Raw genomic sequence first — 24,953 nt, forward strand, 5'->3', positions numbered from 1 at the left:
TCGTAAGGGGGAAACGGTGTCCTGTCTTTCATGGGGCTCGTTCAGGACCTTCATCTGGCAGCCCCTTAACATCCAGATTACTTAACTCGTACTCTTCCACTAATAGCTCTTGCGAGGCCAGTGCCTTAGCAATCTGTTCCAGAAACCAGTTAGCCTTTTCAGGTTTAATCAGATCTGAAATGTACAAACCAACGAGGCCGGTACCATCGTGGTAATAGCGCGCATCACGCCCACCGAGCACCGCAACGTATTTTCCGCTGCGGGACAGGATAAAAGCCGGGTCAGGCAAGGCTTCAAGAATTAAAGCCATTTGCTCAAAACTGATTATTAAGCTCATCGTCTGAACCGTTGAATGAGTGGCAAACAGCCCCAAAGATACCATTTGGCCATCATCAATAGAACTCTATGCCCTAGCAGCATTGACCCAGGCCTGAACAAACCGTTGAACACTCATAATCGGGGTCAGTGCAACTGGCTTTTTGTTCGTTGAGCGAACATCGCAGGCGCTTGAATTTGTATGACGGCATGCAGAGCGTCGGAAAATGGCCCTGAAAAGTAGCCGCAAAGGCTCTTCGTTTAGCTCCCGGCAAAGAACGCAGAGCACGTAGGGTAGATGCCCGACCTTCCCAAAATATGCATATCGCTCCCCAAGCTGCTGAATATCCGGCATCGAGCGCCATACAACTGTCGTCACACCTATGCGACAATGCGCGCCATGTCTGGCATGAACCCCGCATTTATTTCTCAGCAGCTTGGCCTCAGCGTCCAAATGTTGCTGTCGATGTATGCGCGATGGATCAACTCAAGCTCAGATTGGAGTGAGCTTGAAAAGCTCCAAATGGGTATCAAAATGGTCCCAGCCCAAATACGCGCTTTCTAAGCTATTGATAGGTAAAGTAATTGATCTCTACAGCTAACATCACGATGCAGTTCGGCGCAAAGCCGCTATTCGAGAACGTTTCAGTAAAATTTGGCGCAGGTAACCGTTATGGTTTGATCGGTGCCAACGGCTGCGGCAAGTCTACTTTCATGAAAATCCTCGGCAGCGACCTTGAACCGTCCGGCGGTCAGGTCATGCTGGAGCCGAACGTGCGTCTGGGTAAGTTGCGCCAGGATCAGTTCGCTTACGAAGAATTCACCGTGATCGATACCGTGATCATGGGCCACGAAGAGTTGTGGAAGGTCAAAGCTGAGCGCGATCGCATCTATTCGCTGCCAGAAATGACCGAAGAAGACGGCATGGCCGTTGCCGAACTCGAGACCGAGTTCGCTGAAATGGACGGTTACACCGCTGAATCCCGCGCAGGCGAGCTGCTTCTGGGCCTAGGTATTGGCATTGAGCAACACAACGGCCCAATGAGCGAAGTATCGCCCGGCTGGAAATTGCGTGTTCTGCTAGCTCAGGCATTGTTCTCCGACCCTGAAGTGCTGCTGCTCGACGAACCCACCAACCACTTGGATATCAACACTATCCGTTGGCTGGAAAACGTTCTGACTCAGCGTAACAGCCTGATGATCATCATCTCTCACGATAGACACTTCCTGAACAGCGTCTGCACACACATGGCCGACCTGGACTACGGCGAACTGCGCCTGTTTCCGGGCAACTATGACGAGTACATGACCGTCGCGACCCAATCGCGCGAACAGCTGCTGTCTGAAAACGCCAAGAAGAAAGCTCAGATCAACGAACTGCAAGCGTTCGTCAGCCGCTTCTCGGCCAACGCCTCGAAATCCAAGCAGGCCAGCTCCCGCGCCAAGGCGATCGACAAGATCACGCTGGCCGAGGTCAAGCCTTCAAGCCGTGTCAGCCCGTTCATCCGTTTCGAGCAGACTAAAAAGCTGCACCGCCAGGCCGTCATCGTTGAACGCATGGCTAAAGGCTTTGATGGAAAGACGCTGTTTAAAGACTTCAGCTTTACCATCGAAGCCGGTGAGCGCGTCGCAATCATTGGTCCGAACGGTATAGGCAAAACCACTCTGCTGCGCACCATGGTCAATGAGCTAACTCCGGACGCCGGTACGATCAAGTGGACTGAGTCCGCTGAACTGGGCTACTACGCTCAGGATCACGCTCATGACTTTGAAGATGACGTGACCTTGTTCGACTGGATGGGTCAATGGACTCAAGGCGAGCAAATGATTCGCGGCACCTTGGGTCGCATGCTGTTCTCGAACGATGAAATCCTCAAGTCGGTCAAAGTGATCTCCGGTGGTGAGCAAGGCCGCATGCTGTTCGGCAAGCTGATCCTGCAAAAGCCAAACGTGCTGATCATGGACGAACCGACCAACCACTTGGACATGGAATCCATCGAAGCGCTGAACTTGGCACTCGAGAACTACCCTGGCACGTTGGTCTTCGTCAGCCACGACCGCGAGTTCGTATCGTCGCTGGCCACTCGTATTATCGAGTTGAGCCCAAGCGGTGTGATCGACTTTAGCGGCACTTACGATGACTACCTGCGCAGCCAAGGCGTCGTGTTCTGATTTCAGACACCGCCTAGCGCTAAGTTAGACGTTTTAACTAGAAACCCCGTCCTAGTCATGACGGGGTTTTTTGTTTCTGCAGCACAAACAATATCGTTAGCCTGCTTTCCTTTACGCTGAAGCCACGCCATCATGCCGGGCATGGCCCCCCCTGCGGAACCGATGCTCATGCCTGCGCAACACCCTCCCCGCGAGCGCTCTCTGACGGTTACCCTGCACATCCTGTCAGTCGTGTTTTATACCTTTATTGCGTTTATCTGCATTGGTTTGCCCATCGCGGTTTTGCCCGGCTATGTCCATGACCAGTTGGGCTTCAGTGCCGTGGTTGCAGGCCTGACGATAGCTTCGCAATACCTCGCCACCTTGCTCAGCCGCCCTTCTGCCGGACGGATTGTCGATAAGCACGGAACCAAGCCAGCAGTGGTGTATGGCTTGATCGGGATTGCCATCAGCGGCGCGCTCACCTCGCTGGCCGTCATGCTGCAAAGCTCGCCGCTGTTAAGCCTGGGGATTTTGATCATCGGGCGCATTTTTCTGGGCATTGCTCAAGGGCTGATCGGGGTCGGTACGATCAGTTGGGGCATCGCGCTAGTCGGCTCACATCACACGGCCCGTGCCATTGGCTGGAACGGCATCGCCTCTTATGGCGCCATCGCCATTGGCGCACCCTTGGGTGTTCTGATGATCGACACACTGGGCTTCATCAGCCTGGGTTTCGCGCTGTTTGTGCTGGCACTGTTGGCGCTGTTGCTTATCCGCAAAAAAACATCAATCGCTGTTATCGCTGGCGTTCGTTTATCTTTTTGGTCAGTGCTGGGCCTTATCGCGCCCTATGGCGTCAGCCTGACACTGGCCTCCATTGGCTACGGCACGCTGACCACCTTTATCACCTTGTTTTACATTGACCGCGGATGGACGGGCGCTGCCTATTGCCTGTCTGTGTTTGGCATCTGCTTTATTCTTGCCCGCCTGCTATTCACCAATAGCATCAACCGTTTAGGTGGCTACACCGTTGCAATGACGTGCATGGCCATGGAAACCGTTGGCCTGACACTGCTGTGGCTTGCGCCCTCAACGGCCTACGCCTTGATAGGTGCTGGGCTGACCGGGTTTGGCTTGTCACTGGTGTATCCGGCACTGGGCGTGGAAGCGGTCAAGCAGGTGCCAACATCCAGCCGAGGTGCCGGATTGAGTGCTTACGCGGTGTTTTTCGATCTGGCGCTGGCCATCGCCGGCCCTATCATGGGTGCCATCGCCTTGAACCTGGGTTACGCCTGGATATTCTTCACCGCCGCACTGCTCTGCGTAGTGGGCTTGCTGTTGACGCTCGGGTTGTCGCGACGACACCCCGACTAGATCACTGATTAACCGTGCGCAGCCCTGTGTGCGGATTGCTCTCTAGGGCCTTGCTGAAAAAACGCCCCGCTTCGTAAATCAAATCACGGTGAATGTCTTCTCGATCGACCCCTTCCGCATCCGTACACACGCCGGGCATCGCTGCTAGCTGTGAATCGGTACAGGGTGCCATAAACACAAAATGCCCGGCGCCGGGTATCAGATTGAACTCAGGAGCCATGGGTAATTTGCGCGCTAGGGCTTCGGCATTTTTATCCGGGAATACGGTTTTATCGCCATCCCCGCTGTACAGCAGCACCGGCACCTGCACATCGGTCAACGTCTGGCGCCCGAACATCAGGCTCAGCGGTGCCATAAGCAGCAACGCATGTACGCGCGGGTCAGCGGCTGGCAGTAAGTCATCACGGTCTGCAATCAACTCACCTTGAGTAGTACACGCATCGCGGTCATCCGGTCGCTCTTGGCAGTAACGCCGCAAACGGTCCAAATCGGGCTCGGCACCCGCCAAAATAAGTGCAGTTTCGCCCCCTGCCGAATAGCCGATGACACCGACCTGCTCTGCATTGACGTAGGGTGACAAGGTGTTTTCGCCAAGCACGGCACTGATGGCAGCCGAGATTTGCATGGGGCGGCCATACAGGTTACTCAGCGTCCCGGAACGGCTGTGATCTTTGAAGTTATCGCCAGGATGCAGCACCGCTACCACGACAAACCCTTTGCGAGCCAACTCGGTAATAAGGTCATGTAACGCTAACGGCGTGCCTACGTTGCCATGCGACAGCACCAGCATAGGGTAATGACCCATGGCGATTTTTGCGTCCTCAGTCGCATCAATGTCGTAGATGCCAATCTTGCTGGTCGCGTCATCCTCCGTCGAGGGATAGAAAGCAATGGCATGCATCGGCTGTCCATCAACCGGGTCGAGAAAACTCAGGCGATGAAAGCCCACACTCCATTGATTGACAGGCTCGGCCTGCACCACCAGAGGGCAACTAGCCATTAGTAGAAACACAACAGCGCACAAACGCATCATGGCGGCATACCTTTAATAGCGCACAGCTTGCAGCAGGCAATGACAGAAGGTCGGTCCGTAACCTCACTTGCATAACCCAAGCCAGCGCCTCTAAGGCCAGATGCAAAAAACTCCGTACTCTGGCCAATTTCGGTGTCCAGAATACAGAGTTTAGTCGGTGTAGCGTTGCGCGAAGTCTTACGCAGCGCTGAACAGATCCTGTTTAATCTGTTGATGTGCGTCGCTCAGGGCTTTACTACGAACTTCTTCACCATAGCCCAGACCTTCGGCGCGAACGAATTCAATGTCCGTGATGCCCAAGAAACCCAGCAGCAGTTTCAAGTAATCTTCGTGCGCAACACCGCTCGCTTGGCCAGCATGAAGACCGCCAGAGGTCGAGATCACCACGACTTTCTTATTACCGCACAAGCCTACAGGCCCGGTTTCGGTGTAGCGGAAGGTCTGACCAGCGACCGCAATACGGTCGATCCATGCTTTCAACTGCGTAGGAATTGTAAAGTTGTACATCGGCGCCGCGATCACAACTGCGTCCGCAGCCAGGAACTGGGCCAAGGTGTCGGCACTCAACTGCGCTTCAAGTGCTTGTGCCGCATCACGCAGCTCAGCCGGTGTACCCGCCGCCACCAAGGTGGCCGCCGAGAAGTGCTGAATGCCTTCGCTGGCCAAATCGCGATAGCTTACTTCGATACTCGGATCAGCAGCCTGCCAAGCCTTGACCACTTCAGCGCTCAACTCACGCGAAGCCGAGTTGTCGCCCAAGATGCTCGAATCGATGTGCAACAGTTTCATGCTGATCTCCAAGTAGGGACCGCCGCTGGGCGATCAAGTGGAGACGATGCTACCGATCAAAGCAATCGACGATAAGTCAGCCAGCATGCGATAGTTCGTCCCATCAGTAGGACAGTGAGAACACCCCATGCAGGACCTTAATGATCTGTACTACTTCGCCAAAGTGGTCGAAGCCGGTGGATTTGCCGCGGCCGGGCGTGCCCTGGGCATTCCAAAGTCACGCTTGTCGCGCAGAGTGGCCGAGCTCGAAGAACGTCTGGGCGCCCGCCTGTTACAGCGCACTACCCGGCAACTGAAACTCACCGCCGTAGGCGAACGCTACTTAAGCCATTGCCAAGCCATGTTACTGCAGGCCGAAATGGCCGATGAGGCAGTGGCCAGCATGTCCAGCGAGCCACGAGGCCGCCTGCGGGTGTCATGCCCTGTAGGCTTGGCCCATGAGTTTATGCCCGAGGTCATCAGTTCTTTTCTACGGGCCTACCCGCATGTTCAGTTGGAAGTCAGCCTGCTTAACCGACGCGTCGACCTTGTCACTGAAGGCATTGATGTTGCCATGCGGGTACGCGAACTGGGGGATGAAGACCCGCTATTGGTCACACGGCGATTGCGCCAAGCCGTCACCGTGATGGTCGCAAGCCCCGAGTTTGCCCGGCAATGGACGATCAACACCCCCGACGACCTTAAACATGTACCGGTACTGGGGGCGATTGAGGCGGATCGCATGGTGCACCTGCGTATGCTCGATGAGCACGGCAAAGCCTGTGATTTGGTGCTGGAAGCGCGCTTGGGCATTGATGACTTCGTGGTACGCAAAGCCTGCACCCTGTCCGGCCTTGGCTTTACCGTACTGCCCATGCTGTATTGCGAGCAGGAATTAGCCACTGGGCAGTTAGTGCAACTGCTGCCCAAGTGGTCATTGCCCGGAGGCTGGTTGCACGCTGTATACCCGCACCGTCGCGGCGTAATGCCAGCCGTACGTGCCTGGATTGATCATTTGGCTGAAGCGTTTGAGCGCTGTGGAGACAAAACCCTATGACCCGCACTTCGAGTACCCAAAAAACCATGACTAAAGCCGATGTCGCCGAATTCTGCCGCAGCCTGCCTGGCGTGAAGGAGGACGTTAAATGGGGCGGGGTCGAGGTGTTTTATATCGATCAGAGCAAAATGTTTGCGCTGTTCAACCTCAACAGCAACGGGCTTTCATTCAAAGTCGAAAAAGAACTGTTTTTGGGTTACATCGATCGCCCCGGCATACGCCCATCGCCTTATCTGGCGCGGGCGTACTGGATCAATATGCAGGCGCCCTACCCTATGGGTGCTGAGGAACTACAGGACTTGTTGCGCCGTTCCCACCAATTGGTGGTCGCCAAACTGCCAAAAATACGTCAGATCGGTTTGTTGATCTGACGTAATCCGCAGTCCGCTTACAGGTTTAGAAAAGTCAGCTTCAAGAACAGCACGTCAACCCAGACCGCTTGATGCACGACCACGATCAACCAGAACCACACTTGGTACGACACCTTACGCGTTTTGTGGCGAAACACTTGTTGCGCCACCAGTGCACCCGGCCAGCCGCCCAGCAACTCAACCCCGTGCAGAACCTTCTCCGGGGTGCGCCACTGGCCGTTTTTAGCCTGCTGCTTGTCGTACCAGTACAAGCCAAATGCAACTACGCTAGCCAGCCCATACAGCAGCAAGGGCACCCGCGTAATGCCCGTGAACATCAAACTCAATGAGCCACCCAGCGGCATTGCGCACAGCAGTGCCAGCACCAGCAGTTTGAATTTCAAGCCACGGATTGACGCACCGTGAGCTGGCATCCCGACAGACTCGCGCCGATCATTTGCCGTTTTTTTCACGCTGCAGCCGACCAGTCAATCCAGCCAAACTTCCAGGTCGCGAGAATCAACAACCCGAATGCAATGCGGTACCAGGCAAACGCTGCATAACTGTGGTTGGAGATAAACTTCAGCAACGCGCGCACAGCAATCATGGCGAAGATGAACGCCGTCACAAAACCAATCGCGAACACCGGCAAATCGTCAGGCTGGAACAGGTGACGGTACTTGTAACCTGAGTACACCGCGGCACCGACCATGGTTGGCATCGCGAGGAAGAATGAAAACTCGGTGGCCGCCTTACGCGACAGACCAAACAACAGACCGCCAATAATGGTCGACCCCGAACGCGAAGTACCCGGGATCATTGCCAGACACTGAGCAAAACCGATTTTAACCGCGTCTTTCCAGGTCATGTCATCCACGGTTTCAGCGCGAATCACATGCTGGCGACGCTCAGCCCACAACATGATCACACCGCCGATGACCAGCGCAGTGGCCACGGTAATCGGGTTGAACAGGTATTCATGGATCATGTCGGCAAAAATCACCCCCAACACCACTGCGGGCATCACCGCAATAATCAGGTTGGTCGTAAAACGTCGTGCGCTGGGCTGCGTAGGCAAGCCGACGACAACGTCGATGATCTTGCGGCGAAATTCCCAGACAACAGCCAAGATGGCACCCAACTGGATAATGATGTTGAACGCCATGGCGCGCTCGCCGCCAAAGTTCAGCAAGTCCGCCACAATAATCTGGTGGCCAGTACTTGATACCGGCAAGAATTCCGTAAGGCCTTCAACTACGCCGAGTATCAACGCCTGTGCGGCAGTCCAAAGATCCATCATTCCCCCATTGAAGCGCTGCATCATGCAGCACTGATTAATTAATTTTGAGTGTGTACAACCGCTGCCACGAAGTAAGTCGCAGTGCGTAATGTTCACTAATGCGATGTGAAATAACTGTCAGAAATCAATAAAGATTCAGCTTTCTGAATTCCGGCCGAGATCCTATCAGACACGTTCCACTTTCGCTGCTATGACTACGCCCTGTGGTCGTACTGAGCGATGACAACAAGAAAAAAGGAGTAAGCGTTGTATGAATACCTTACGCAGGTTGTCCATTAGCCGACGTCTGTGGCTGATTTTGATTGTGGCCATGGCCATGCTGCTGGCGTTGGGTTTGTTGATGCTAAAACAGATACATGACGATTTATATGATGCAAAGGCGCAGAAAACCCAGCACGTGGTGCAAACCGCAAGCGGCATTTTGGGCTATTACCACCAGTTGGAAACAGTCGGGACGTTAAGCCGCGAAGCCGCACAAGAGCAGGCGCTAAAGGTAATCAGCAACTTGCGTTACGACCACGGCGATTACTTTTGGATCAATGATCTGCGGCCTAGCATGGTCATGCACCCGACCAACCCCGCGCTCGACGGCAAAGACTTGTCAGCCATCAAAGACCCCGACGGTTTTGCGATTTTCAACGAGATGGTCGCACTGGCAAAAAACAAAGGCGCGGGCATGGTGAATTACCGCTGGCCAAAACCGGGCGCCGAAGCCCCGGTGCAAAAAACCTCCTACGTCCAGTTGTTCGAACCGTGGGGCTGGGTCATCGGCTCTGGGGTTTACATCGATGACATGCAAGCCGAGTTCCAGTCACAAGTCTGGAAAGCCAGTTGGGCTGGCCTGGTGATCGCCCTGATCATGGCCGCTCTGGTCGTGCTGATTGCCCGCAGCATCGCCCGCCCACTGCAAGATGCGGTGCACGCCATGGCCAATATCGCCAGCGGCGAAAGCGACCTGACGCGCAGCCTCGACACCCACGGCCGGGATGAAGTCACGGAACTGGCGCAGCACTTCAACACCTTTACCGCCAAGCTGCGCACGGTGGTCAGCCATTTGCAGTCAACCGCGATCGCGCTGGAACAGTCATCGACAGAGCTGGGAAACAACGCCACCCAAGCTCAGCAACGCAGTCAGCAGCAAGCCTCGCAAATGGATCAAGTGGCGACGGCGATCAATGAAGTCACCTACGCGGTGCATGAGGTGGCCAAAAATGCTGAACACGCCGCAGGCGAGATGCGTGGCGCCCAGACGCAAGCCGACCTTGGCCAGAAAAACATCGACAGCAGCCTGCAGCAGATCGACCAGTTGTCGGGCACCATTGATCAGGCGGTCGAGGTCATTCGTACCCTGGCAACCCAAAGCAGTGGCATCAGCAGCGTGCTTGAAGTCATCCGTTCAATTGCCGATCAGACCAACCTGCTGGCCCTCAACGCCGCGATAGAGGCTGCGCGGGCGGGCGAACAAGGCCGTGGCTTTGCCGTGGTCGCTGATGAGGTCCGACTGCTGGCCCAGCGCACACAACGCTCTACGGCAGAGATCCAGACCATGATCGAGAGCCTGCAAAAGCATTCCGAAGCCGCCGTCTCTGTGATCGCCAGCAGCAGCCACGCTTCACAACTGACGATTGAACAAGCCACCCAAGCCGGGCAAAGCCTGACCACCATTGGCCAAGCCCTGAACAACCTGAACGACCTCAATGCCTCCATCGCCAGTGCAACCCTGCAACAAGCCCATGTCGTGGAAGACATCAACCAAAACGTGACCCAAGCCGCCGGGCTTTCACAAAGTACCGCCGTGGCCGCTGAACAGTCGAGCGCCGCCAGCGTTCATCTCAAGGAACTGAGCATCCAGCTCAATGGCCTGTTGCGTCAATTCAAGGTGTAAAACACTGTAGTCGCTGCCGCAGGCTGCGATGGGGCGCCAAGCGGTCCTGAGTCGCCGGTTTTGCGGCCCTTATCGCAGCCTTCGGCAGCGACTACACAATATAGAGCTGCACAAACCTTCTAGACATCCCCTGCCCTGGGCATGCTAAAACGCACCTTGCATTGGTACGAGTACCCAGCACGATGTCTAACAACTGGATCAATCTGGCTCAGGACGATGAAACCGGCATCGAAACCTTGCGCGCGCATTTCGAAGGCCATGCCTATGACCCGCACTGGCATGACAGTTATCTGGTCGGGGTCACTGAACAAGGCGTCCAGCAGTTCAATTGCCGTCGAAATCAGCACCAAAGCACACCCGGCAACGTTTTTTTGCTGGAGCCTGGTGAAATCCACGACGGGGACGCTCCCGAGGCGGGCGGCTTCACCTACCGCATGCTCTACCTCGACCCAAAGTGGCTTGAACGCGAATTAAGCGCCGTGTTTCAAGAAGCCCCCGCCAATACGTGCCTGTCCTTCGCCAGCACTTTGAGCACAGACCCCAGACTTGCCCACGCTACGGCCCATGCGTTTGAGGTCATGCACCGGCCGGAACTGCGGATTGTCCGGCAAAATGCCTTGAACACTCTGCTGCACACCCTGACGAACACCTTGCAATGGCGCAAAAAATACTCGCAAGACCCGCGGTTGCCGCGCGTGGCGCGGCTAGCACGGGACTACCTGCATGACCATATGCACCACAACGTGGGGATCGATGACCTGGCCACTGTCACCGGTGTTGATCGTTATCGCTTGAATCGGGCGTTCAAATCGTCTTACGGGCTGGCTCCGCATGCGTACTTCGTACAACTGCGATTGGCCAAAGCCAGACGCTTGCTGGCACAGGGCGAAACCTGCGCCGATGTCTCTACGGCTCTGGGTTTTGCCGATCAAAGTCATCTGGGCCGCTGGTTTGTCCGCGCTTACGGGCTGACACCTGCGCTGTACCGCAAACGCTGCTCAAACGTTCCAGACGCCTGATTGCACGCGCGGGAAGATGACTCACCCCTCATCTTCCTGCGGAGCCTTGTTTATGCTGCTGTCTATCACCGGCTTGCTGCCCTTCTTGCTGTTTGCCTTTGTCGCCTCGATTACCCCGGGCCCCACCAATATTCTGGTTCTGAGCAACAGCCACCGTTACGGCGTCAAAGCTGCAGTGCCTATCATTTTTGGCGCCAGCGCCAGTGCCGCCACTCTGGTACTGGTGGTCGGCAGTGGATTCGGTCAATCGATCAGCGGCGTGCCTTGGGTGCAACACACCCTGCAAGGGTGCGGCATCGCATGGCTAAGCTACCTGGCGTGGCAAATTTTTAATGCCCCCGTCAGCGCCCCTCCAGAAACCGGCGACACACAACACCGATTGGGCTTGTGGGGTGCCGCCAGCCTGCAACTGATCAACCCCAAGACCTGGATGATGGCGCTGGCCGTGGTCAGTGTGTTTGCCAGCCAGGGCGCAGGGCAGCAAACCCATGTTCAGGTACTGGCACTGGCGTTCTTTTTGGTATCGCTGCCTTGCCTGGGGATGTGGGCACTGCTTGGCGCAGGCTCCGCGCGGTTATTACACACCCCGCGCGCCATGCGGCGGTTCAATCGGTGCATGGCCCTGTTGCTATTGATTTCGGCATGGCTGAGCCTGTTTTTTTAAACGCGCACTGACACACGACACTTGACGAGAACCGGTTTTCGGGTTTTCCTGAAACCGGTTTCATCGCTCTTCAGCGAAACCGCCTGTGATAACTCCAATAAAAGGTTTCAGGCCGTGAACAGTTTTTCTGCTGCCCAGCGCACCCGCGTCACCATGCTCGATGTCGCTCAACGTGCCGGCGTGTCCAAGGCCAGCGTGTCGCGCTTTATTGGCGAAGACCGCGCCTTGCTCTCAGAGGCCATCGCCGAGCGTATCGAGCGGGCTATCAACGAGTTGGGTTATCGGCCCAATCAAATGGCCCGTGGCCTGAAACGCGGACGCACGCGGCTGATCGGAATGCTGGTGGCCGACATTCGCAACCCTTACTCGATTGCAGTCATGCACGGTGTCGAAACCGCCTGCCGCCAGCACGGCTACAACTTGGTGGTGTGCAACACCGACCGCAATGATGAGCAAGAACGTCAACACCTTTGTGCCTTGCGCTCTTACAACATCGAAGGCCTGATTCTTAACACCCTCGGGCATCACCCCGACGCGCTGCAAGAGCTGAATCAGGAAATGCCCATCGTCCTCATCGACCGAAAAGTTGAGCAACTGCACAGCGATCTGGTCGGCCTCGACAATGCCGGGGCCGTGCGCATGGCGCTGGAACACCTGCAACAACAAGGTTATTGCGACCTGCTGATGGTGAGCGAGCCCACTGACGGCACCAGTTCACGTAGCGAGCGCATGCACAGTTTTAATCAGCATGTGGCGCAACACCCCGCACTCAAAGGCGCGATGGTGTTAACCGGCCCGCTTCTGCGCGCCGAAATACAGTCCTTTCTGAACGCAGCAGGCCCCGGCCCCAAGGCTGTATTTTGCGCAAACGGTGTGTCCGCCCTGGCCTGCACCCAAGTGTTGCGCGAGCTGAACTGCCGCCTGTTCGAAGACCTCGGCCTGATTGCCCTCGATGATCTGGACTGGTTTCCTTTAGTGGGCAGCGGCATCACTGCCCTCGCCCAACCGACACAGCAAATAGGCGCCAGCGCGTTCGACTGCCTGCTCAAACGCCTAAAGGGCGATACCGGCCCCGTCCGGGCTTTGGGTTTTCACGCCCAGTTAATCATTCGCGGTTCAACGCAGCGCCTTACCACCTGACGCTCTAAGGGCTGGCAACCTGCTCTCAGGTCCTAGCCCTTTATTTCACAACAAAATGAAACCGGTTTCAGAGACTAATAACAATGAGCACATTTCCCGTTTCCATCAGCCTCTCCAGCTACGGCGCCGACCTCGTTCGTCAACGCGGGCAAGGCAGTTTCATTGAGGTACTGGCCAAGGCCGGAGCAACGCGTATCGAACTGCGCGAAGAACTGCTAACCCTTGAAGACCCGGTCAGTTTCAGTCTGGCGGTGCAACAACACGGTCTCGAATGCGTGTTTTCCTCACCTCTGGAGCTATGGGACGCCGGACAGTCGCGGCCTAATCCGCAACTGATTCCTACTTTGCAGCGCGCTCATGCTTTTGGCGCCAAATGGCTGAAAGTCTCACTTGGCTATTTCACCGAGCATTGCGACCTGCAAAACCTGAGCGCCTGCCTGGACCAGCAGCCGGTACGCCTGCTGGTGGAAAACGATCAAACCTCACAGGGCGGCCGTATCGAGCCCATGCTGCGTTTCTTCGACGCGGTCGAGCAGCAGCAAGCCCCCATCAGCATGACGTTCGACATCGGTAACTGGCAGTGGCAAGACCAATCAGCCAGCACCGCTGCCCGCCTGTTGGGCCGCCATGTGAGCTATTTGCATTGCAAAGGGGTTGCTCGGCGTCCAGATGGCAAGTTGATTGCCATCCCGCCTACGGCCACAGACTTGCAGGGTTGGGCAGACCTCATGAACCACATGCCGCATGGCCTGACCCGTGCCGTTGAATACCCGTTGCAAGGCAACGACCTGACCTGGCTGACACGGCAACACGTGCAGGTTTTAGCCAGACTCAGCCACGCACAACAGGAGTTGAGCCATGTCTAACGTAGATGTCTTGTCGTTTGGCGAAACCATGGCCATGTGGGTAGCCGAGCAGACCGGCGATCTGGCACAGGTCGAGCTGTTTCATAAACGCATTGCCGGGGCTGACAGCAATGTGGCCATTGGCCTAGCGCGCTTGGGCTTTAATGTGACGTGGTTGAGCCGGGTGGGCGCAGACTCTCTTGGACGCTTTATCCTCAACACGCTTCAAGCCGAAGGGCTGGACTGCCGGCACGTCGACATCGATCCGCTGCACCCGACCGGCTTTCAGCTTAAATCCCGTGTCGATGACGGCAGCGACCCAAAGGTCGAGTATTTCCGCCGTGGTTCAGCCGCCAGCCGCCTGAACTGCTCAGCCATCACCGAACAACTGCTCCGCGCCCGCCACTTGCACGCCACAGGCATCCCGGCTGCGCTGTCGGCCAGTTGCAACGAACTGTCGTTTGAACTGATGAAGTCCATGCGCGCCGCGGGCAATAGCGTGTCGTTCGACCCCAATCTGCGGCCTTCATTGTGGGCCAGCGAACAGCAGATGGTCCGTGACATCAACGCCCTCGCCGCTCACGCGCACTGGGTGTTGCCAGGTTTGAGCGAAGGCCAGTTGTTGACCGGCTACGAGGCACCGGCTGACATCGCTGCGTTCTATCTCGACCAAGGCGCCGAGGCGGTGGTTATCAAGCTGGGGGCCAAAGGCGCCTACTTTCGCACAGAAAAAACTGAACAATTCGTACCCGCTATCCCTGTCGCCAACGTCGTCGATACCGTTGGCGCGGGTGATGGTTTTGCTGTCGGCGTGATCAGCGCCCTACTGGAAAACCTCGGCCTTAATGACGCCGTTCAACGCGGCAATTGGATTGGCAGCCGCGCCGTGCAAAGCCGTGGCGACATGGAGGGCCTGCCAACCCGTGACGAACTGAACCAATACACCGCTGCCGTCTGATTCTTTTGCTTCACCCGTTACCTGCTGCGACAAAAACAACAAGCTCAGGAGCCACACCATGAACTCGCTAAAACTCGCCACCCGCCGGTGGTGGTACATCATGCCGATCGTGTTTATCACCTACAGCCTGGCCTACCTAGACCGCGCCAACTACGGTTTTGCCGCGGCCTCCGGCATGGCCGAAGACCTCAACATCACCCCAGGTTTGTCGTCATTGTTAGGCGCGTTGTTCTTTCTCGGGTATTTCTTCTTTCAGGTTCCCGGTGCGGTTTATGCGCAACGCAATAGCGTTAAAAAGCTAATCTTTGTCAGCCTGATTCTCTGGGGCAGCCTGGCCACACTCACGGGCGTGGTGTCCAACGCCTATAGCCTGATCGTGATTCGCTTCATGCTTGGGGTAGTTGAAGCCGCCGTCATGCCTGCGATGCTGGTGTACCTGTGTCATTGGTTCACCCGTGCCGAACGCTCTCGCGCCAACACCTTCCTGATTCTCGGCAACCCGGTGACCATGCTGTGGATGTCCGTGGTCTCGGGTTATCTGGTTCAGCATTACAGCTGGCGCTGGATGTTCATTGTCGAAGGCTTGCCTGCCGTATTGTGGGCGTTTATCTGGTGGCGTCTGGCCGATGACCGTCCGAGCGATGCGAAATGGCTCAGTCAGCAGGAGAAACAAGACCTGCAAAGCGCGCTGGATGCCGAGCAAGTCGGTATGAAGCCCGTGAAAAACTACGCGGCAGCCTTCCGTTCGCCGAAAGTCATCCTGCTGGCCATGCAGTTTTTCTGCTGGAGCATTGGCGTGTACGGCTTTGTACTGTGGCTTCCGTCGATTCTCAAAAAGGGTGCACAGATGGACATGGTCGAGGCCGGCTGGCTGTCGGCCCTGCCCTACCTTGCAGCGGTCATTGCGATGCTCGCGGTGTCGTGGGGCTCGGACAAACTGCAAAAGCGTAAACGTTTCGTCTGGCCACCGTTGCTGATCGCCTCCATCGCGTTCTATGGATCCTACGCGTTAGGTGCTGAACATTTCTGGTGGTCCTACGCACTGTTGGTCATTGCGGGGGCTTGCATGTACGCCCCTTATGGGCCGTTTTTCGCGATCATTCCAGAAATACTGCCCGCCAACGTGGCGGGTGGCGCCATGGCGCTGATCAACAGCATGGGCGCGCTGGGTTCATTTGGCGGTTCTTACCTGGTGGGTTACCTAAACAGCGAAACCGGCTCGCCGGGTGCTTCCTACCTGTTGATGAGCGGGGCTTTACTGATCTCGGTGCTGTTAACCCTGATGCTCACCCCAACAGCCAAAGACCCTGTCACCCCTAAAGCCAGCGCCCCACAGCGCCTGGCTCATTCCTGAGTTCAACGCAGGTGATCACCTTGAAAAAACATGTCGTGTTGTACAAAACATTGTCCGCCCCACTGATGCAGCGCCTTGAAGAGCACGCGCACGTCACACTCATTGAGCGTCTGGACGCACAAGGGCTTGAACAGTTGCGCGCCGCCCTGCCTCAGGCTCAGGGCTTATTGGGCGCGAGCCTGAAACTGGATGCACAGCTTCTGGACTTGGCCCCCGAGCTGGAAGCGGTGGCCAGCGTGTCGGTGGGAGTAGATAACTACGACATCGACTACCTCACCAAGCGTGGGATTATGCTCACCAATACCCCTGACGTGCTCACCGAAACCACCGCAGACACGGGGTTCGCATTGATTCTGGCCAGCGCTCGCCGCGTGGTGGAGTTAGCCAATCGGGTGCGTAATGGTCAATGGCAAAAAAACATCGGCCCCGAGCACTTCGGCACTGACGTACATGGCAAAACCCTGGGCATTATCGGCATGGGCCGTATCGGTGAAGCCTTAGCCCAGCGTGGGCATTTTGGCTTCGGGATGCCGGTGATCTACCACAGCAACTCGCCAAAGCCTGCGGTCGAAGCACGCTTCAACGCGCAATACCGCACGTTGGACGACTTGCTCAAAGAGGCTGACTTTATCTGCCTGACGCTGCCTCTGACCGCACAAACAGAGGGTTTGATCGCCGCTGAGCAATTTGCGCTGATGCGCCCCGAGAGTATTTTTATCAATATTTCACGGGGCAAAGTGGTGAACGAAGCAGCGCTGATTCAGGCCTTGCAGCAAGGGCAGATTCGCGGCGCCGGGCTCGATGTATTCGAGCGCGAGCCACTGGATGTGAACTCGCCGCTGACACAACTGGATAACGTAGTGGCCACGCCGCACATGGGTTCGGCCACCGTCGAAACCCGCGAAGCCATGGCCCGCTGTGCCGTGGATAACCTGTTGGCTGCGCTGGCAGGCAAACGCCCGCCCAACTTAGTCAATTAACCGGCGAACTGTGTAGGCACAGGCTTGTCTCGCTATCGTTGATCGTTTAAATGATCGCGAGGCAAGCTCGGCCCTACAGGATGTATGTCCTTACTGAGACAACAGGGGTTACTGCATAAACCCTTCCATAAAACCGGCCAACCGACTGGCAAAGTGCCGACGCCACGGTGGGCTGTCGGGGTTGGCTAGGGTTTTGTCTTCGTACACAAAGCTGCGAATAATCGCGTTGTACCCCAACCAGCGGCAGGGCTCTGGCTCCCAGGCTTTGAGCGCATCCAGCCCGCCCTTGGTCAGCACCCACGGCTGTTTTACCTCTTGCGTGTCACGCTGCAGAATCAGATCGGCCAAGGTACGGCCGCCCAAATGACTGGCCCCCACGCCCTCGCCACCATAGCCCCCGGCCAGCGCAATACCGTGCTGACGGTCGCAGAGCATATGCGGTTGAAAACGCCGTGACATGCCCAAATTGCCGCCCCAGGCATGAGTAATCTGGACGTTTTTTAATTGCGGAAACAGTTCGCCAAGCAGGTAACGACGCAACTCGACTTCACTGTCGGTGAGGTCGAAGTTCTCGCGCAGGCGCCCACCAAACTCGTAGCCACCGCGTGCGCCGAACACCAGGCGGTTATCGGCCGTGCGCTGGCCATAGGTGACCTGGCGACTGCTTTCGCTAAAGGCCTGGCCCTGCGAAAGGCCAATCGCTTGCCACAGGGTTGGCGACAACGGCTCGGTGGCCACAATCAAGCTTTGTACCGGCAACTGATAACGCCCCAGGGGCGCCAAGGTGTTGGCATAACCCTCCACCGCCGGTACCACCCAACGGCTGCGCACCTGTGCTTTTGCGGTGCGGGCACCCCCGGGCTGCCACTGGATAACCGGGGATTGCTCAAAGATTTGCACACCCATGCGCTCAACAGCGCGGGCCAACCCACGCACCAGTTTGGCCGGATGAATGGTCGCTACATGCGTCGAGAAAATGCCGCCATAGGGTTTAGCCACTCGGATCTGTTGCGCCAACTCGCCCCGACTCAGCCAGCGATAATCGGCGTCATTCAAGCCTTGGGCATACAGCTTGGCCAGATAGCTGCGCATCGTGGCCTCTTGCTCGGGGTAGCGCGCGGCACAGTACAAGGCGCCGCCTTTGCGGTAGTCGCAGTCGATACCTTCGCGGTCAATCACGCGCTTCACTTCATCTGGAATGCCGTGCAACAGATCAAACGACACACGCCGCTGCTCGGCAGAGAGGTCCGCCAGCAAACGGTCTTCGCCTAAAAGGTTGCCCATTAGCCAGCCACCGTTGCGGCCCGAAGCGCCGAAACCTGCGGTCTGCGCCTCAACAATGGCGACGCTCAGCTCAGGCGCATGGCGTTTGAGGTAGTACGCGGTCCACAGCCCAGTGTAGCCAGCGCCAATGATCAGCACGTCAACATCTAGGTCGTGCTCAAGCGACGGCCGAGGCGTCAGCGTCTCCTCCAACTGGTCCATCCATAAACTGATCGTGCGCCATGCTGGCATTACCGGCTCCAACGTGTGTTCAAGAATGGGGCGATCCTAGCGCCTTTCCTTAGGAAATGGCTTGCGTGCGTACCCGCAAAGAAATGTGTTTGGCATAAGCCTTGGGTGACTGGCCGGTGTGCTGACGAAAACAACTGTAAAACGCCGACATCGAATTGAACCCCGCCGAAAAAGCCACGTCATCGATTTTTATCGGTGACACCGCGGCATCCATCGCCGCCAGCACATGCCGCAGCCGGGCCTGATTCACATATCGATAAAAGCTTTGTCCCAATACCTGATTGAGCAAGTACGACATCTGATTGCGCGTGTAACCACAGTCTTTGGCGACCTGTTGTAGGTCCAGACCGGGGTTAAGGTAGGGTTGCTGGCGTTCAAAGTAGCTTTGCAGGTCTTGCGCCATAAAGCTCAATTGCCGCGCCGACAGCCCAAGGCGGCTGACCGCAGGCCGCGACGAAGGTTGCTGGTCGCTGTTTGAAGCGGCCTCATGCACCAGCGAGGCGTATTCGTTAACCCGCCATATCAAGCCATCGCGCACGGTAATGGCCTCACTGGCACGGAACGAGACTAATCCTTGGCTGCCACGTAAGGTCATGCGGTATTGAATAAACGCCGTGTTACCGTCCAGACGAATCCGGTCACTGTGCTCCAGCGCTTCATCCGGGGCTCTGGGCATCGACAATTGCACGTACTCACGCAGCTCATCGAGGGCCATCACCCGGTTTTGAAAGAAGTCGTGATAGCGCACATCAGGATGATAAAGCGCCATGACCCCCTCCAGATCCCGATGCTTCCAGCACACGTGATAACGCATGACGGTTTCGCCAGTGGCGCGAGTTTGCTCGGGGCCATCGTCGTCTGGTAATGACATAAAACGCTCACTGACAAAAACACTGCGTGTCGGGTTTTCTACACGCAGAATCGGTTCATTACATGATTCGCATCAAAGCCACCGCAATCAAATGCCTGAAGCGCAAGAAAAGGCTTATCGCCACCAGTCATGGGTGCTAGGTTGAACACGAAACGCTCGCAAACACATACGCCAAGGTTGTTGCCTTGCCATCCCTCCAGAGCAAAAGGAATCGCTCTCATGAAACCCATAGGCACCGTCGATAAATTCAGCTTCCTTAACGCCTGCCAACTGATGCGCTGGCACTTTCACCCAATCGGCTTCGAGGCGACCATGGATGCGCCAAAAAGTATGGTTGCCCGGCTCTTTGACCGCGCCACGGGCGAAACCATGATTGCCATCGCAGGCATCCCCTGCGCCACCAGCATGAGCACTGGCGAAGTGGCACGGATCATCCAAGCCGTTGAAGACGAGTTGGAGAGCTTCGTCCCACCCATGGCTTGGCAAGCTTAAAGCAGCCTCAAATCTTGTACGAACGAGCTTGCCTCGCGCTCTTTTAAAAGATCGCGAGGCAGTTCGCACCTATAAGGGCTGGCCGGCTTCGGCCTTGGCACCGCGTAGATCCTCAAAAAACGCTCTACCCTTAGGAATACGGTCCGAAGCTTTAGGGATATTCGGGCCTTGGCCGTCCTGGCTTTCAAGATACCAATAGCAATGCTTCACCGCCCGGGTGATACCGACATACGCCAAGCGCAAGACTTCGTCTTTCTGCGCGTTGTCGTACGGATCTGGGTCACCGTCCTTGCCCAAACCCGCCATGCGGTATACCTGATTTTTGTATGGCGATGAGGTCAGATGCTGGCAATCGCCTAACAGGAATACCGCATCCGCCTGTAAGCCCTTTGAACTGTGATAGGTCAGTTGTTTGAGTCTGCGGTCTTCTGGCGCCAATCTAGAATCCACATTAACTACTGACTGTATTTCCTTTTCTATCAATTGTTTATCGCTGCTTTTTCGATACAACATTAAGATGCGATCACCGGCGTTGTAGTGCTCGGTCAAGCGTGCGACCACGTCTTGATCGTCCCTGTTCAAGACCTTAACCGGCACTGGCTCCTTAGGCGCGCCGCTGGCCTTGGCCCGTTTTCCCGCGATGGACGGCGCCGCACGCACGATGTGTTCAGCCGCATCGATGATGTGCTGGTGGCTTCGAAAGTTGTCACTGAGCATCACCCGCGTGGTAGCAGGCGACGGGAATTCTTTGTTGAACTCCATAAAGAATTTGGGCGAACTGCCACGCCAGCCATAGATCGATTGCCAATCATCGCCGACACACAGCAACGATGAACGCTGGGCTCCGCGCCCGACGTGCATCGCCGGACCCCGGCTGCGGATCTCACGCAAGCTGGCCCGCAACCACGAGACGATTTGCGGCGACACGTCCTGAAACTCGTCAATCATCAAGTGCGACAACGGCCGCAATTGCTCGTGGCTCAACAATTTGAAGTTTTGCGGGGTGTTTTCGCTGAACAGCGAGAACATACGGTTGTAGGTCATCACTGGGGGCGTTTGCGCCAATAGGTGGTCTTCGAGCGCTCGCCAAAACAGGCTTAAGGCCTCGAAGAAAAACCGGTCCGGATCCTCCTTGGCAAACCGCATGTCACCCACAGCAGCGGCCACATCCAAGCCCATGTTCTCGATAAAGCTCGCCGCGGCGACGAAACAGTCCAGCAACGGGGCGGAACTTAGCTCACCTTTGAGCTTGTAATCAAAGCCAGGACCGGCGCTGGCATCCCCTGCCAGCGAAGCGATAACGCGTTTGGCATCTGCGTAGGTTTCTAACCAAATCAATGGCTTATTACAAAAAGCTCGAAACAGTGTGCGCTTAACAGCCCATTCCGCACGCACGCTTAACTTGGCGCCTGGGCGGCATATTTGCGGGTTCTCACGCGGATCGAACCCTAGCACTACCCAGGCATCCAGTTGCGGAATATAACCATGGCAATGGAACGGCGAGCCATTGATCTCTAGCGTTTCGCGGTTGGGCTCAATGCCTTTGATGGGCCAGGCGCCCGCCGCAAACCATAAGTCTTCAAGGGTGTCGCACAGTTCTTCGTCACGCTTAGCGGCCAACTCAGTCACTGCCATGCGCTTTTGCACATCCGGGTGATCGCGCTCCAGTTCCTTGAGCTGCAAGGCATGGCGACAAAGCGGTGCCAACGTCTCACGAAAGCGTTCATTACAGGTATAGAGGGCGTGATAACAGGCATTGAGCTGTTGGCGCTGAGCATCGTTGATGCGCAGGTCAAACGGGTTACTGTCGCTTTCATCGTCGCTCAGCAGGCTGCGCGAGTTGAGGGTTTCAAACGCTTGCAGTTGGCTATAACCCGGCAAGCTGCGCACCATCGGCAAAATGCGCGAGTGGAAAGTACGCACCACATCACGGGCTTCTTTAAGGCTTAGGGTGCGACCCCACAGGGCAAAAATCTCTTGCAGCTTGCTGATGAAGTCCTTGCGCGACTCACGGGTAAAGGTCACCACCGTCATCGAACTGAGCTCAAACCCCAGATAGTGGTTCAGCAACAGTATGCGCAGCACCAACGAGGTCGATTTGCCCGCCCCGGCACCCGCGACCACTGACGTTGATGGGGTATCACTGAAAATCATCTTCCACTGCGCCACGCTCGGCTGCGCGTGCTCGGGCAACAGACGCGAAACATCGGCCTTGATCTGTTTTTTCAGCTCGGGGCCCAGCGGCAGGTGCCAGTCGTCGAATAGGTTGTCATCAATGCCTGGCGCACGAAGCACCTGTGGGCGCGTGTCACTTATCAACAGCACTTGGCGCCCCTCTTCCAGCCCTTCGGCGTGGCCTTCCTGAAAGCCGTAATCGACCCCAGCGCTGTGCCCACTACGAAATCCGTCTGCCTGCCCTTGCAACCAAGAGGCGGCATGTTGGGCACGCAAACGGCTTAAACCGCTGCCAAACAGTCGCGCAGCCAGGCGTTTAAGCCAGGGCAACTGGGCATCGGGGACAAGGTGTTCAGGTTGTTCAGGAATGTGTTGCGGCACGCTGACTCCAGGGTGTGAGGCTGTTCGGGCGGAAGGCTATGGTCGCTGCATTACACGCAGAGATCTAGCTAATTGCTTGAGCGTCAGTTGTTTAGGCCGCGTTGTGAAAGTAGTTAGCGATTGACTGACAAACAGAAACATCAACTTAGCTGATTGTTTTTAGCCATTATTTGCGCTTTTTATCGATATATTCCTGATGGAAAATCAGCCCCATCATCAACTGGGTGACCGTACACAGCGCACGGGCGACCTGAACAGGAGAAGAATCATGCTTGAACTCAGACCCTTCAACACCCTGGGCGGCGCAAACCACGGCTGGTTGGATGCCCATCATCACTTTTCGTTCGCAGAATACTACGACCCTAAACGCATGAACTGGGGCAACCTGCGCGTGTGGAATGACGACGTGATCGCCCCCGGCACGGGTTTCCCGAAACACCCGCATCGCGACATGGAGATCATCACCTATGTACGTGAAGGTGCTATCAGCCATGAAGACAACTTAGGCAACAAAGGCCGTACCGAGGCAGGCGACGTGCAGGTCATGAGCGCAGGCACCGGGATTGCCCACAGCGAATACAACAGGGAGTCGACGCCGACCAAAATCTTCCAGATTTGGATCATTCCCAATCAGGAAGGCGACGCACCTTCGTGGGGCGCCAAGCCGTTCCCTAAAGGTCAGCGCGAAGGATTCGTCACCTTGGCCAGCGGCAAGCAAGGCGACCACGAAAGCCTGACCATTCGTGCTGATGCACGTTTAGTCGCGGCTAACCTCAAGGCTGGAGAAAGCGCTGAGTACCGCCTTGATAGCGGCCGCAGAGCCTATTTGGTCCCGGCGACAGGCTTGATTGAGGTCAATGGTTTACGTGCCCAAGCCCGCGATGGCGTGGCTGCGGTCGACGAAACTGTGCTGCGGGTGACGGCGATTGACGACAGCGAAATCGTGCTGGTAGATGTCGCCTGATAGAGACCACTGCCGTGTAGAAACGAGTTTGCTCGCGATCTTTTAAGATCAAAAGATCGCGAGGCAAGCTCGCGCCTACACAAGGAAGTAAAGTTTCAGGACGCTGCCAGTGCCTCGGCGTTGGCCTTGCGTCGCTGAATCACGTATCCCAGCACGGCCAACGGTGCTGTGGCCAGCATCACTTCGACGGTGATTTGCAACGGCTGGCTGATGTAGGTCGACACCAGCAAACTGCTCAGAAAACACAATCCAAGCTGTAAGGTATTTTGCAACCCAGCTGCCTTGCCCGAATTCTCCGCAAACGGCATCAAGGCACTGGCCACCACAATCGGGTAACTCGCCCCGTTCACCAACGCCATCAGGCAAAACGGAATCAGCAAGGTCGCCAGTGTCGGCTCGGTGTGCGCGGCAACCCAATACAGCCCGATCATGCTTGCGCAATAAGCGAACAGCAGCCATGGCAGCAACGTGCGGCCCTTGATGCGCTGCAAGGCGCTGCGGCAACCGTACCCACCCACCATAAAGGCCAAGGTCGGTAACGCGTAACTCAGACCAATGTCACTCGGGCTGTAGCCCATGTCACCCAAGATGAACGGCGAAGCAGTCAACCAGGCGAAGAAACTGGCCGAGCACGCGGCGAAAATCATCACGTTGCCGCTAAAAGTAGCCGAGCCCAGCAACTTCCAGTAACTCACCTGCGCCGTTGCACGCTTAGCAACATTGATACTGCGGGATTTTTCTTCAAGCAGCAGGGTTGGCACGATCAGCAGCAACGATAAGCCCAGCAACACGCCGAAAATCGCCTGCCAGCCTAGGTGATTGAGCACCACAGCCCCTAGCAGCGGGGCCAACGCAGGTGACAACCCCATCAAAGGCATAATGCCCGCAAAGACCCGATTGGCCTGATCGGCTGGATAACGGTCGATTACAAGCGCTTGCCAGGTGACTGCTGCCGCACAAATACCGATTGCTTGGATAAACCGTAAACCCAGCAACAGCGCGGTATTGTCGACCCACAGCATGCCCAGGCAGCCCAGCGCAAACATCGACAACCCCATCAACAACACGGGTTTGCGCCCCAGGCGGTCCGAGAGCGGCCCCCACACCAACTGACCGAACGCAAAGCCTGCCAAAAAAATGCTCAGACTCGCCCCCACCGCGCCGGCTGAGAGGCCTAGCTCACTGCGCAACGTGCCGAAAGCCGGCAGGTACATGTCCATCGCCAAGTAGCCCAGCATGCTCAGCCCGGCGAGATAACAGGTAAAACCAAAAGAATTCTTCATGCGCATCCAAAATCTGCCATCAAACAATTTGTTGACTGACGCGCATTATCCAGTTGAGCATTGGCTTGTGAAGCGA

General features: G+C 56.4%; 23 protein-coding genes and 1 pseudogene. 15 read left to right on the plus strand and 9 right to left on the minus strand.

The features are described from left to right. Positions 1–28: 28 nt before the first annotated feature. Positions 29–337: a hypothetical protein gene (locus tag B347_RS0106915; RefSeq protein WP_272942645.1), complete on the minus strand. Its 309-nt coding sequence runs from the start codon at positions 335–337 to the stop codon at positions 29–31. A 246-nt stretch (positions 338–583) separates the two neighbouring features. Here B347_RS0106915 and B347_RS27145 point away from each other — a divergent pair. From B347_RS27145 to B347_RS0106930, 3 genes and pseudogenes are all read left to right on the plus strand, one after another. Continuing rightward, positions 584–880 (plus strand): annotated as a pseudogene (locus tag B347_RS27145) (site-specific integrase); the annotation flags it as partial. Positions 881–900: 20 nt separating this feature from the next. Continuing rightward, positions 901–2,487, plus strand: a complete 1,587-nt coding sequence (locus B347_RS0106925) for an ABC-F family ATPase (RefSeq protein ID WP_026014031.1) — start codon at positions 901–903, stop codon at positions 2,485–2,487. Positions 2,488–2,655: 168 nt separating this feature from the next. Beyond that, a complete protein-coding gene (locus B347_RS0106930) occupies positions 2,656–3,843 on the plus strand; it encodes an MFS transporter (RefSeq protein WP_026014032.1) in 1,188 nt (395 codons plus the stop codon). 1 nt (position 3,844) lies between these two features. Here the strand turns inward: B347_RS0106930 and B347_RS0106935 are convergent, their stop codons facing one another. Together B347_RS0106935 and B347_RS0106940 are read right to left on the minus strand one after the other, a co-directional pair. Then, positions 3,845–4,876 (minus strand): alpha/beta hydrolase family protein, encoded by a 1,032-nt coding sequence (locus tag B347_RS0106935; RefSeq protein ID WP_019408975.1) that lies wholly within the window; start codon positions 4,874–4,876, stop codon positions 3,845–3,847. Positions 4,877–5,053: 177 nt separating this feature from the next. Further along, positions 5,054–5,665 (minus strand): FMN-dependent NADH-azoreductase, encoded by a 612-nt coding sequence (locus B347_RS0106940; RefSeq protein WP_019408976.1) that lies wholly within the window; start codon positions 5,663–5,665, stop codon positions 5,054–5,056. 127 nt (positions 5,666–5,792) lie between these two features. On the opposite strand from B347_RS0106940, the gene B347_RS0106945 reads away from it, so the two are divergent. Further along, on the plus strand, positions 5,793–6,701 hold the full coding sequence (locus B347_RS0106945; protein WP_019408977.1) for a LysR substrate-binding domain-containing protein: 909 nt from the start codon (positions 5,793–5,795) through the stop codon (positions 6,699–6,701). A 26-nt stretch (positions 6,702–6,727) separates the two neighbouring features. Next, positions 6,728–7,072: an MmcQ/YjbR family DNA-binding protein gene (locus B347_RS0106950; RefSeq protein ID WP_026014033.1), complete on the plus strand. Its 345-nt coding sequence runs from the start codon at positions 6,728–6,730 to the stop codon at positions 7,070–7,072. Positions 7,073–7,089: 17 nt separating this feature from the next. Here B347_RS0106950 and B347_RS0106955 read toward each other — a convergent pair whose 3' ends face one another. Beyond that, complete coding sequence (locus B347_RS0106955; protein WP_026014034.1) at positions 7,090–7,485, minus strand: DUF1294 domain-containing protein; 396 nt, start codon at positions 7,483–7,485, stop codon at positions 7,090–7,092. A gap of 35 nt (positions 7,486–7,520) precedes the next feature. Continuing rightward, entirely contained in the window at positions 7,521–8,348 is an 828-nt protein-coding gene (locus B347_RS0106960) for an undecaprenyl-diphosphate phosphatase (RefSeq protein ID WP_019408980.1), read from the minus strand. 253 nt (positions 8,349–8,601) lie between these two features. Between B347_RS0106960 and B347_RS0106965 the strand changes: the two genes are divergently transcribed. The 8 genes from B347_RS0106965 to B347_RS0107000 all read left to right on the plus strand — a co-directional run bounded on the left by B347_RS0106965 (position 8,602) and on the right by B347_RS0107000 (position 17,196). Further along, positions 8,602–10,236: a methyl-accepting chemotaxis protein gene (locus B347_RS0106965; RefSeq protein ID WP_019408981.1), complete on the plus strand. Its 1,635-nt coding sequence runs from the start codon at positions 8,602–8,604 to the stop codon at positions 10,234–10,236. A 182-nt stretch (positions 10,237–10,418) separates the two neighbouring features. Beyond that, positions 10,419–11,255: an AraC family transcriptional regulator gene (locus B347_RS0106970; RefSeq protein WP_019408982.1), complete on the plus strand. Its 837-nt coding sequence runs from the start codon at positions 10,419–10,421 to the stop codon at positions 11,253–11,255. A gap of 52 nt (positions 11,256–11,307) precedes the next feature. Further along, entirely contained in the window at positions 11,308–11,919 is a 612-nt protein-coding gene (locus B347_RS0106975; protein WP_019408983.1) for a LysE family translocator, read from the plus strand. Between the two features lie 114 nt (positions 11,920–12,033). Further along, positions 12,034–13,059, plus strand: coding sequence for a LacI family DNA-binding transcriptional regulator (locus tag B347_RS0106980; RefSeq protein WP_019408984.1), 1,026 nt, complete (start codon positions 12,034–12,036; stop codon positions 13,057–13,059). A gap of 83 nt (positions 13,060–13,142) precedes the next feature. After that, positions 13,143–13,925 (plus strand): sugar phosphate isomerase/epimerase family protein, encoded by a 783-nt coding sequence (locus B347_RS0106985; RefSeq protein ID WP_019408985.1) that lies wholly within the window; start codon positions 13,143–13,145, stop codon positions 13,923–13,925. Continuing rightward, positions 13,918–14,862 carry a sugar kinase gene (locus tag B347_RS0106990; RefSeq protein WP_019408986.1) on the plus strand — a complete coding sequence of 315 codons (945 nt, stop codon included), beginning with the start codon at positions 13,918–13,920 and terminating at the stop codon, positions 14,860–14,862. Before B347_RS0106985 ends, B347_RS0106990 begins: the two co-directional genes overlap by 8 nt. Positions 14,863–14,920: 58 nt before the next feature. Further along, complete coding sequence (locus B347_RS0106995; RefSeq protein WP_019408987.1) at positions 14,921–16,216, plus strand: MFS transporter; 1,296 nt, start codon at positions 14,921–14,923, stop codon at positions 16,214–16,216. A gap of 20 nt (positions 16,217–16,236) precedes the next feature. Beyond that, on the plus strand, positions 16,237–17,196 hold the full coding sequence (locus B347_RS0107000; protein WP_026014035.1) for a 2-hydroxyacid dehydrogenase: 960 nt from the start codon (positions 16,237–16,239) through the stop codon (positions 17,194–17,196). 108 nt (positions 17,197–17,304) lie between these two features. Here B347_RS0107000 and B347_RS0107005 read toward each other — a convergent pair whose 3' ends face one another. Together B347_RS0107005 and B347_RS0107010 are read right to left on the minus strand one after the other, a co-directional pair. Then, positions 17,305–18,711 carry an NAD(P)/FAD-dependent oxidoreductase gene (locus B347_RS0107005; RefSeq protein WP_019408989.1) on the minus strand — a complete coding sequence of 469 codons (1,407 nt, stop codon included), beginning with the start codon at positions 18,709–18,711 and terminating at the stop codon, positions 17,305–17,307. 49 nt (positions 18,712–18,760) lie between these two features. Then, positions 18,761–19,582: a helix-turn-helix domain-containing protein gene (locus B347_RS0107010; RefSeq protein WP_019408990.1), complete on the minus strand. Its 822-nt coding sequence runs from the start codon at positions 19,580–19,582 to the stop codon at positions 18,761–18,763. 219 nt (positions 19,583–19,801) lie between these two features. Here B347_RS0107010 and B347_RS0107020 point away from each other — a divergent pair, with 219 nt between their 5' ends. Further along, positions 19,802–20,074: a DUF1652 domain-containing protein gene (locus B347_RS0107020; protein ID WP_019408992.1), complete on the plus strand. Its 273-nt coding sequence runs from the start codon at positions 19,802–19,804 to the stop codon at positions 20,072–20,074. Positions 20,075–20,143: 69 nt separating this feature from the next. Here the strand turns inward: B347_RS0107020 and B347_RS0107025 are convergent, their stop codons facing one another. Beyond that, entirely contained in the window at positions 20,144–22,630 is a 2,487-nt protein-coding gene (locus B347_RS0107025; RefSeq protein WP_019408993.1) for a UvrD-helicase domain-containing protein, read from the minus strand. 268 nt (positions 22,631–22,898) lie between these two features. Between B347_RS0107025 and B347_RS0107030 the strand changes: the two genes are divergently transcribed. After that, positions 22,899–23,594 (plus strand): pirin family protein, encoded by a 696-nt coding sequence (locus B347_RS0107030; protein WP_019408994.1) that lies wholly within the window; start codon positions 22,899–22,901, stop codon positions 23,592–23,594. A 95-nt stretch (positions 23,595–23,689) separates the two neighbouring features. Here B347_RS0107030 and punC read toward each other — a convergent pair whose 3' ends face one another. Then, a complete protein-coding gene (gene punC / locus B347_RS0107035; protein ID WP_026014036.1) occupies positions 23,690–24,877 on the minus strand; it encodes a purine nucleoside transporter PunC in 1,188 nt (395 codons plus the stop codon). Positions 24,878–24,953 lie beyond the last annotated feature (76 nt).

The organism is Pseudomonas psychrophila HA-4 (genome assembly GCF_000282975.1).
Classification (GTDB): domain Bacteria; phylum Pseudomonadota; class Gammaproteobacteria; order Pseudomonadales; family Pseudomonadaceae; genus Aquipseudomonas; species Aquipseudomonas psychrophila_A.

Bases quoted from the DNA above. Each gene is read 5' to 3' on its own strand.
- B347_RS0106995 (WP_019408987.1), top strand. From the start codon at position 14,921: ATGAACTCGCTAAAACTCGCCACCCGCCGGTGGTGGTACATCATGCCG.
- B347_RS0106990 (WP_019408986.1), top strand. From the start codon at position 13,918: ATGTCTAACGTAGATGTCTTGTCGTTTGGCGAAACCATGGCCATGTGG.
- B347_RS0106985 (WP_019408985.1), top strand. From the start codon at position 13,143: ATGAGCACATTTCCCGTTTCCATCAGCCTCTCCAGCTACGGCGCCGAC.
- B347_RS0107005 (WP_019408989.1), bottom strand. From the start codon at position 18,711: ATGCCAGCATGGCGCACGATCAGTTTATGGATGGACCAGTTGGAGGAG.
- B347_RS0106950 (WP_026014033.1), top strand. From the start codon at position 6,728: ATGACTAAAGCCGATGTCGCCGAATTCTGCCGCAGCCTGCCTGGCGTG.
- B347_RS0107020 (WP_019408992.1), top strand. From the start codon at position 19,802: ATGAAACCCATAGGCACCGTCGATAAATTCAGCTTCCTTAACGCCTGC.
- B347_RS0106930 (WP_026014032.1), top strand. From the start codon at position 2,656: ATGCCTGCGCAACACCCTCCCCGCGAGCGCTCTCTGACGGTTACCCTG.
- B347_RS0106955 (WP_026014034.1), bottom strand. From the start codon at position 7,485: ATGCCAGCTCACGGTGCGTCAATCCGTGGCTTGAAATTCAAACTGCTG.
- B347_RS0107010 (WP_019408990.1), bottom strand. From the start codon at position 19,582: ATGTCATTACCAGACGACGATGGCCCCGAGCAAACTCGCGCCACTGGC.
- B347_RS0106970 (WP_019408982.1), top strand. From the start codon at position 10,419: ATGTCTAACAACTGGATCAATCTGGCTCAGGACGATGAAACCGGCATC.
- B347_RS0106945 (WP_019408977.1), top strand. From the start codon at position 5,793: ATGCAGGACCTTAATGATCTGTACTACTTCGCCAAAGTGGTCGAAGCC.
- B347_RS0106935 (WP_019408975.1), bottom strand. From the start codon at position 4,876: ATGATGCGTTTGTGCGCTGTTGTGTTTCTACTAATGGCTAGTTGCCCT.
- B347_RS0106915 (WP_272942645.1), bottom strand. From the start codon at position 337: ATGAGCTTAATAATCAGTTTTGAGCAAATGGCTTTAATTCTTGAAGCC.
- B347_RS0107030 (WP_019408994.1), top strand. From the start codon at position 22,899: ATGCTTGAACTCAGACCCTTCAACACCCTGGGCGGCGCAAACCACGGC.
- punC (WP_026014036.1), bottom strand. From the start codon at position 24,877: ATGAAGAATTCTTTTGGTTTTACCTGTTATCTCGCCGGGCTGAGCATG.
- B347_RS0106975 (WP_019408983.1), top strand. From the start codon at position 11,308: ATGCTGCTGTCTATCACCGGCTTGCTGCCCTTCTTGCTGTTTGCCTTT.
- B347_RS0106960 (WP_019408980.1), bottom strand. From the start codon at position 8,348: ATGGATCTTTGGACTGCCGCACAGGCGTTGATACTCGGCGTAGTTGAA.
- B347_RS0106965 (WP_019408981.1), top strand. From the start codon at position 8,602: ATGAATACCTTACGCAGGTTGTCCATTAGCCGACGTCTGTGGCTGATT.
- B347_RS0106940 (WP_019408976.1), bottom strand. From the start codon at position 5,665: ATGAAACTGTTGCACATCGATTCGAGCATCTTGGGCGACAACTCGGCT.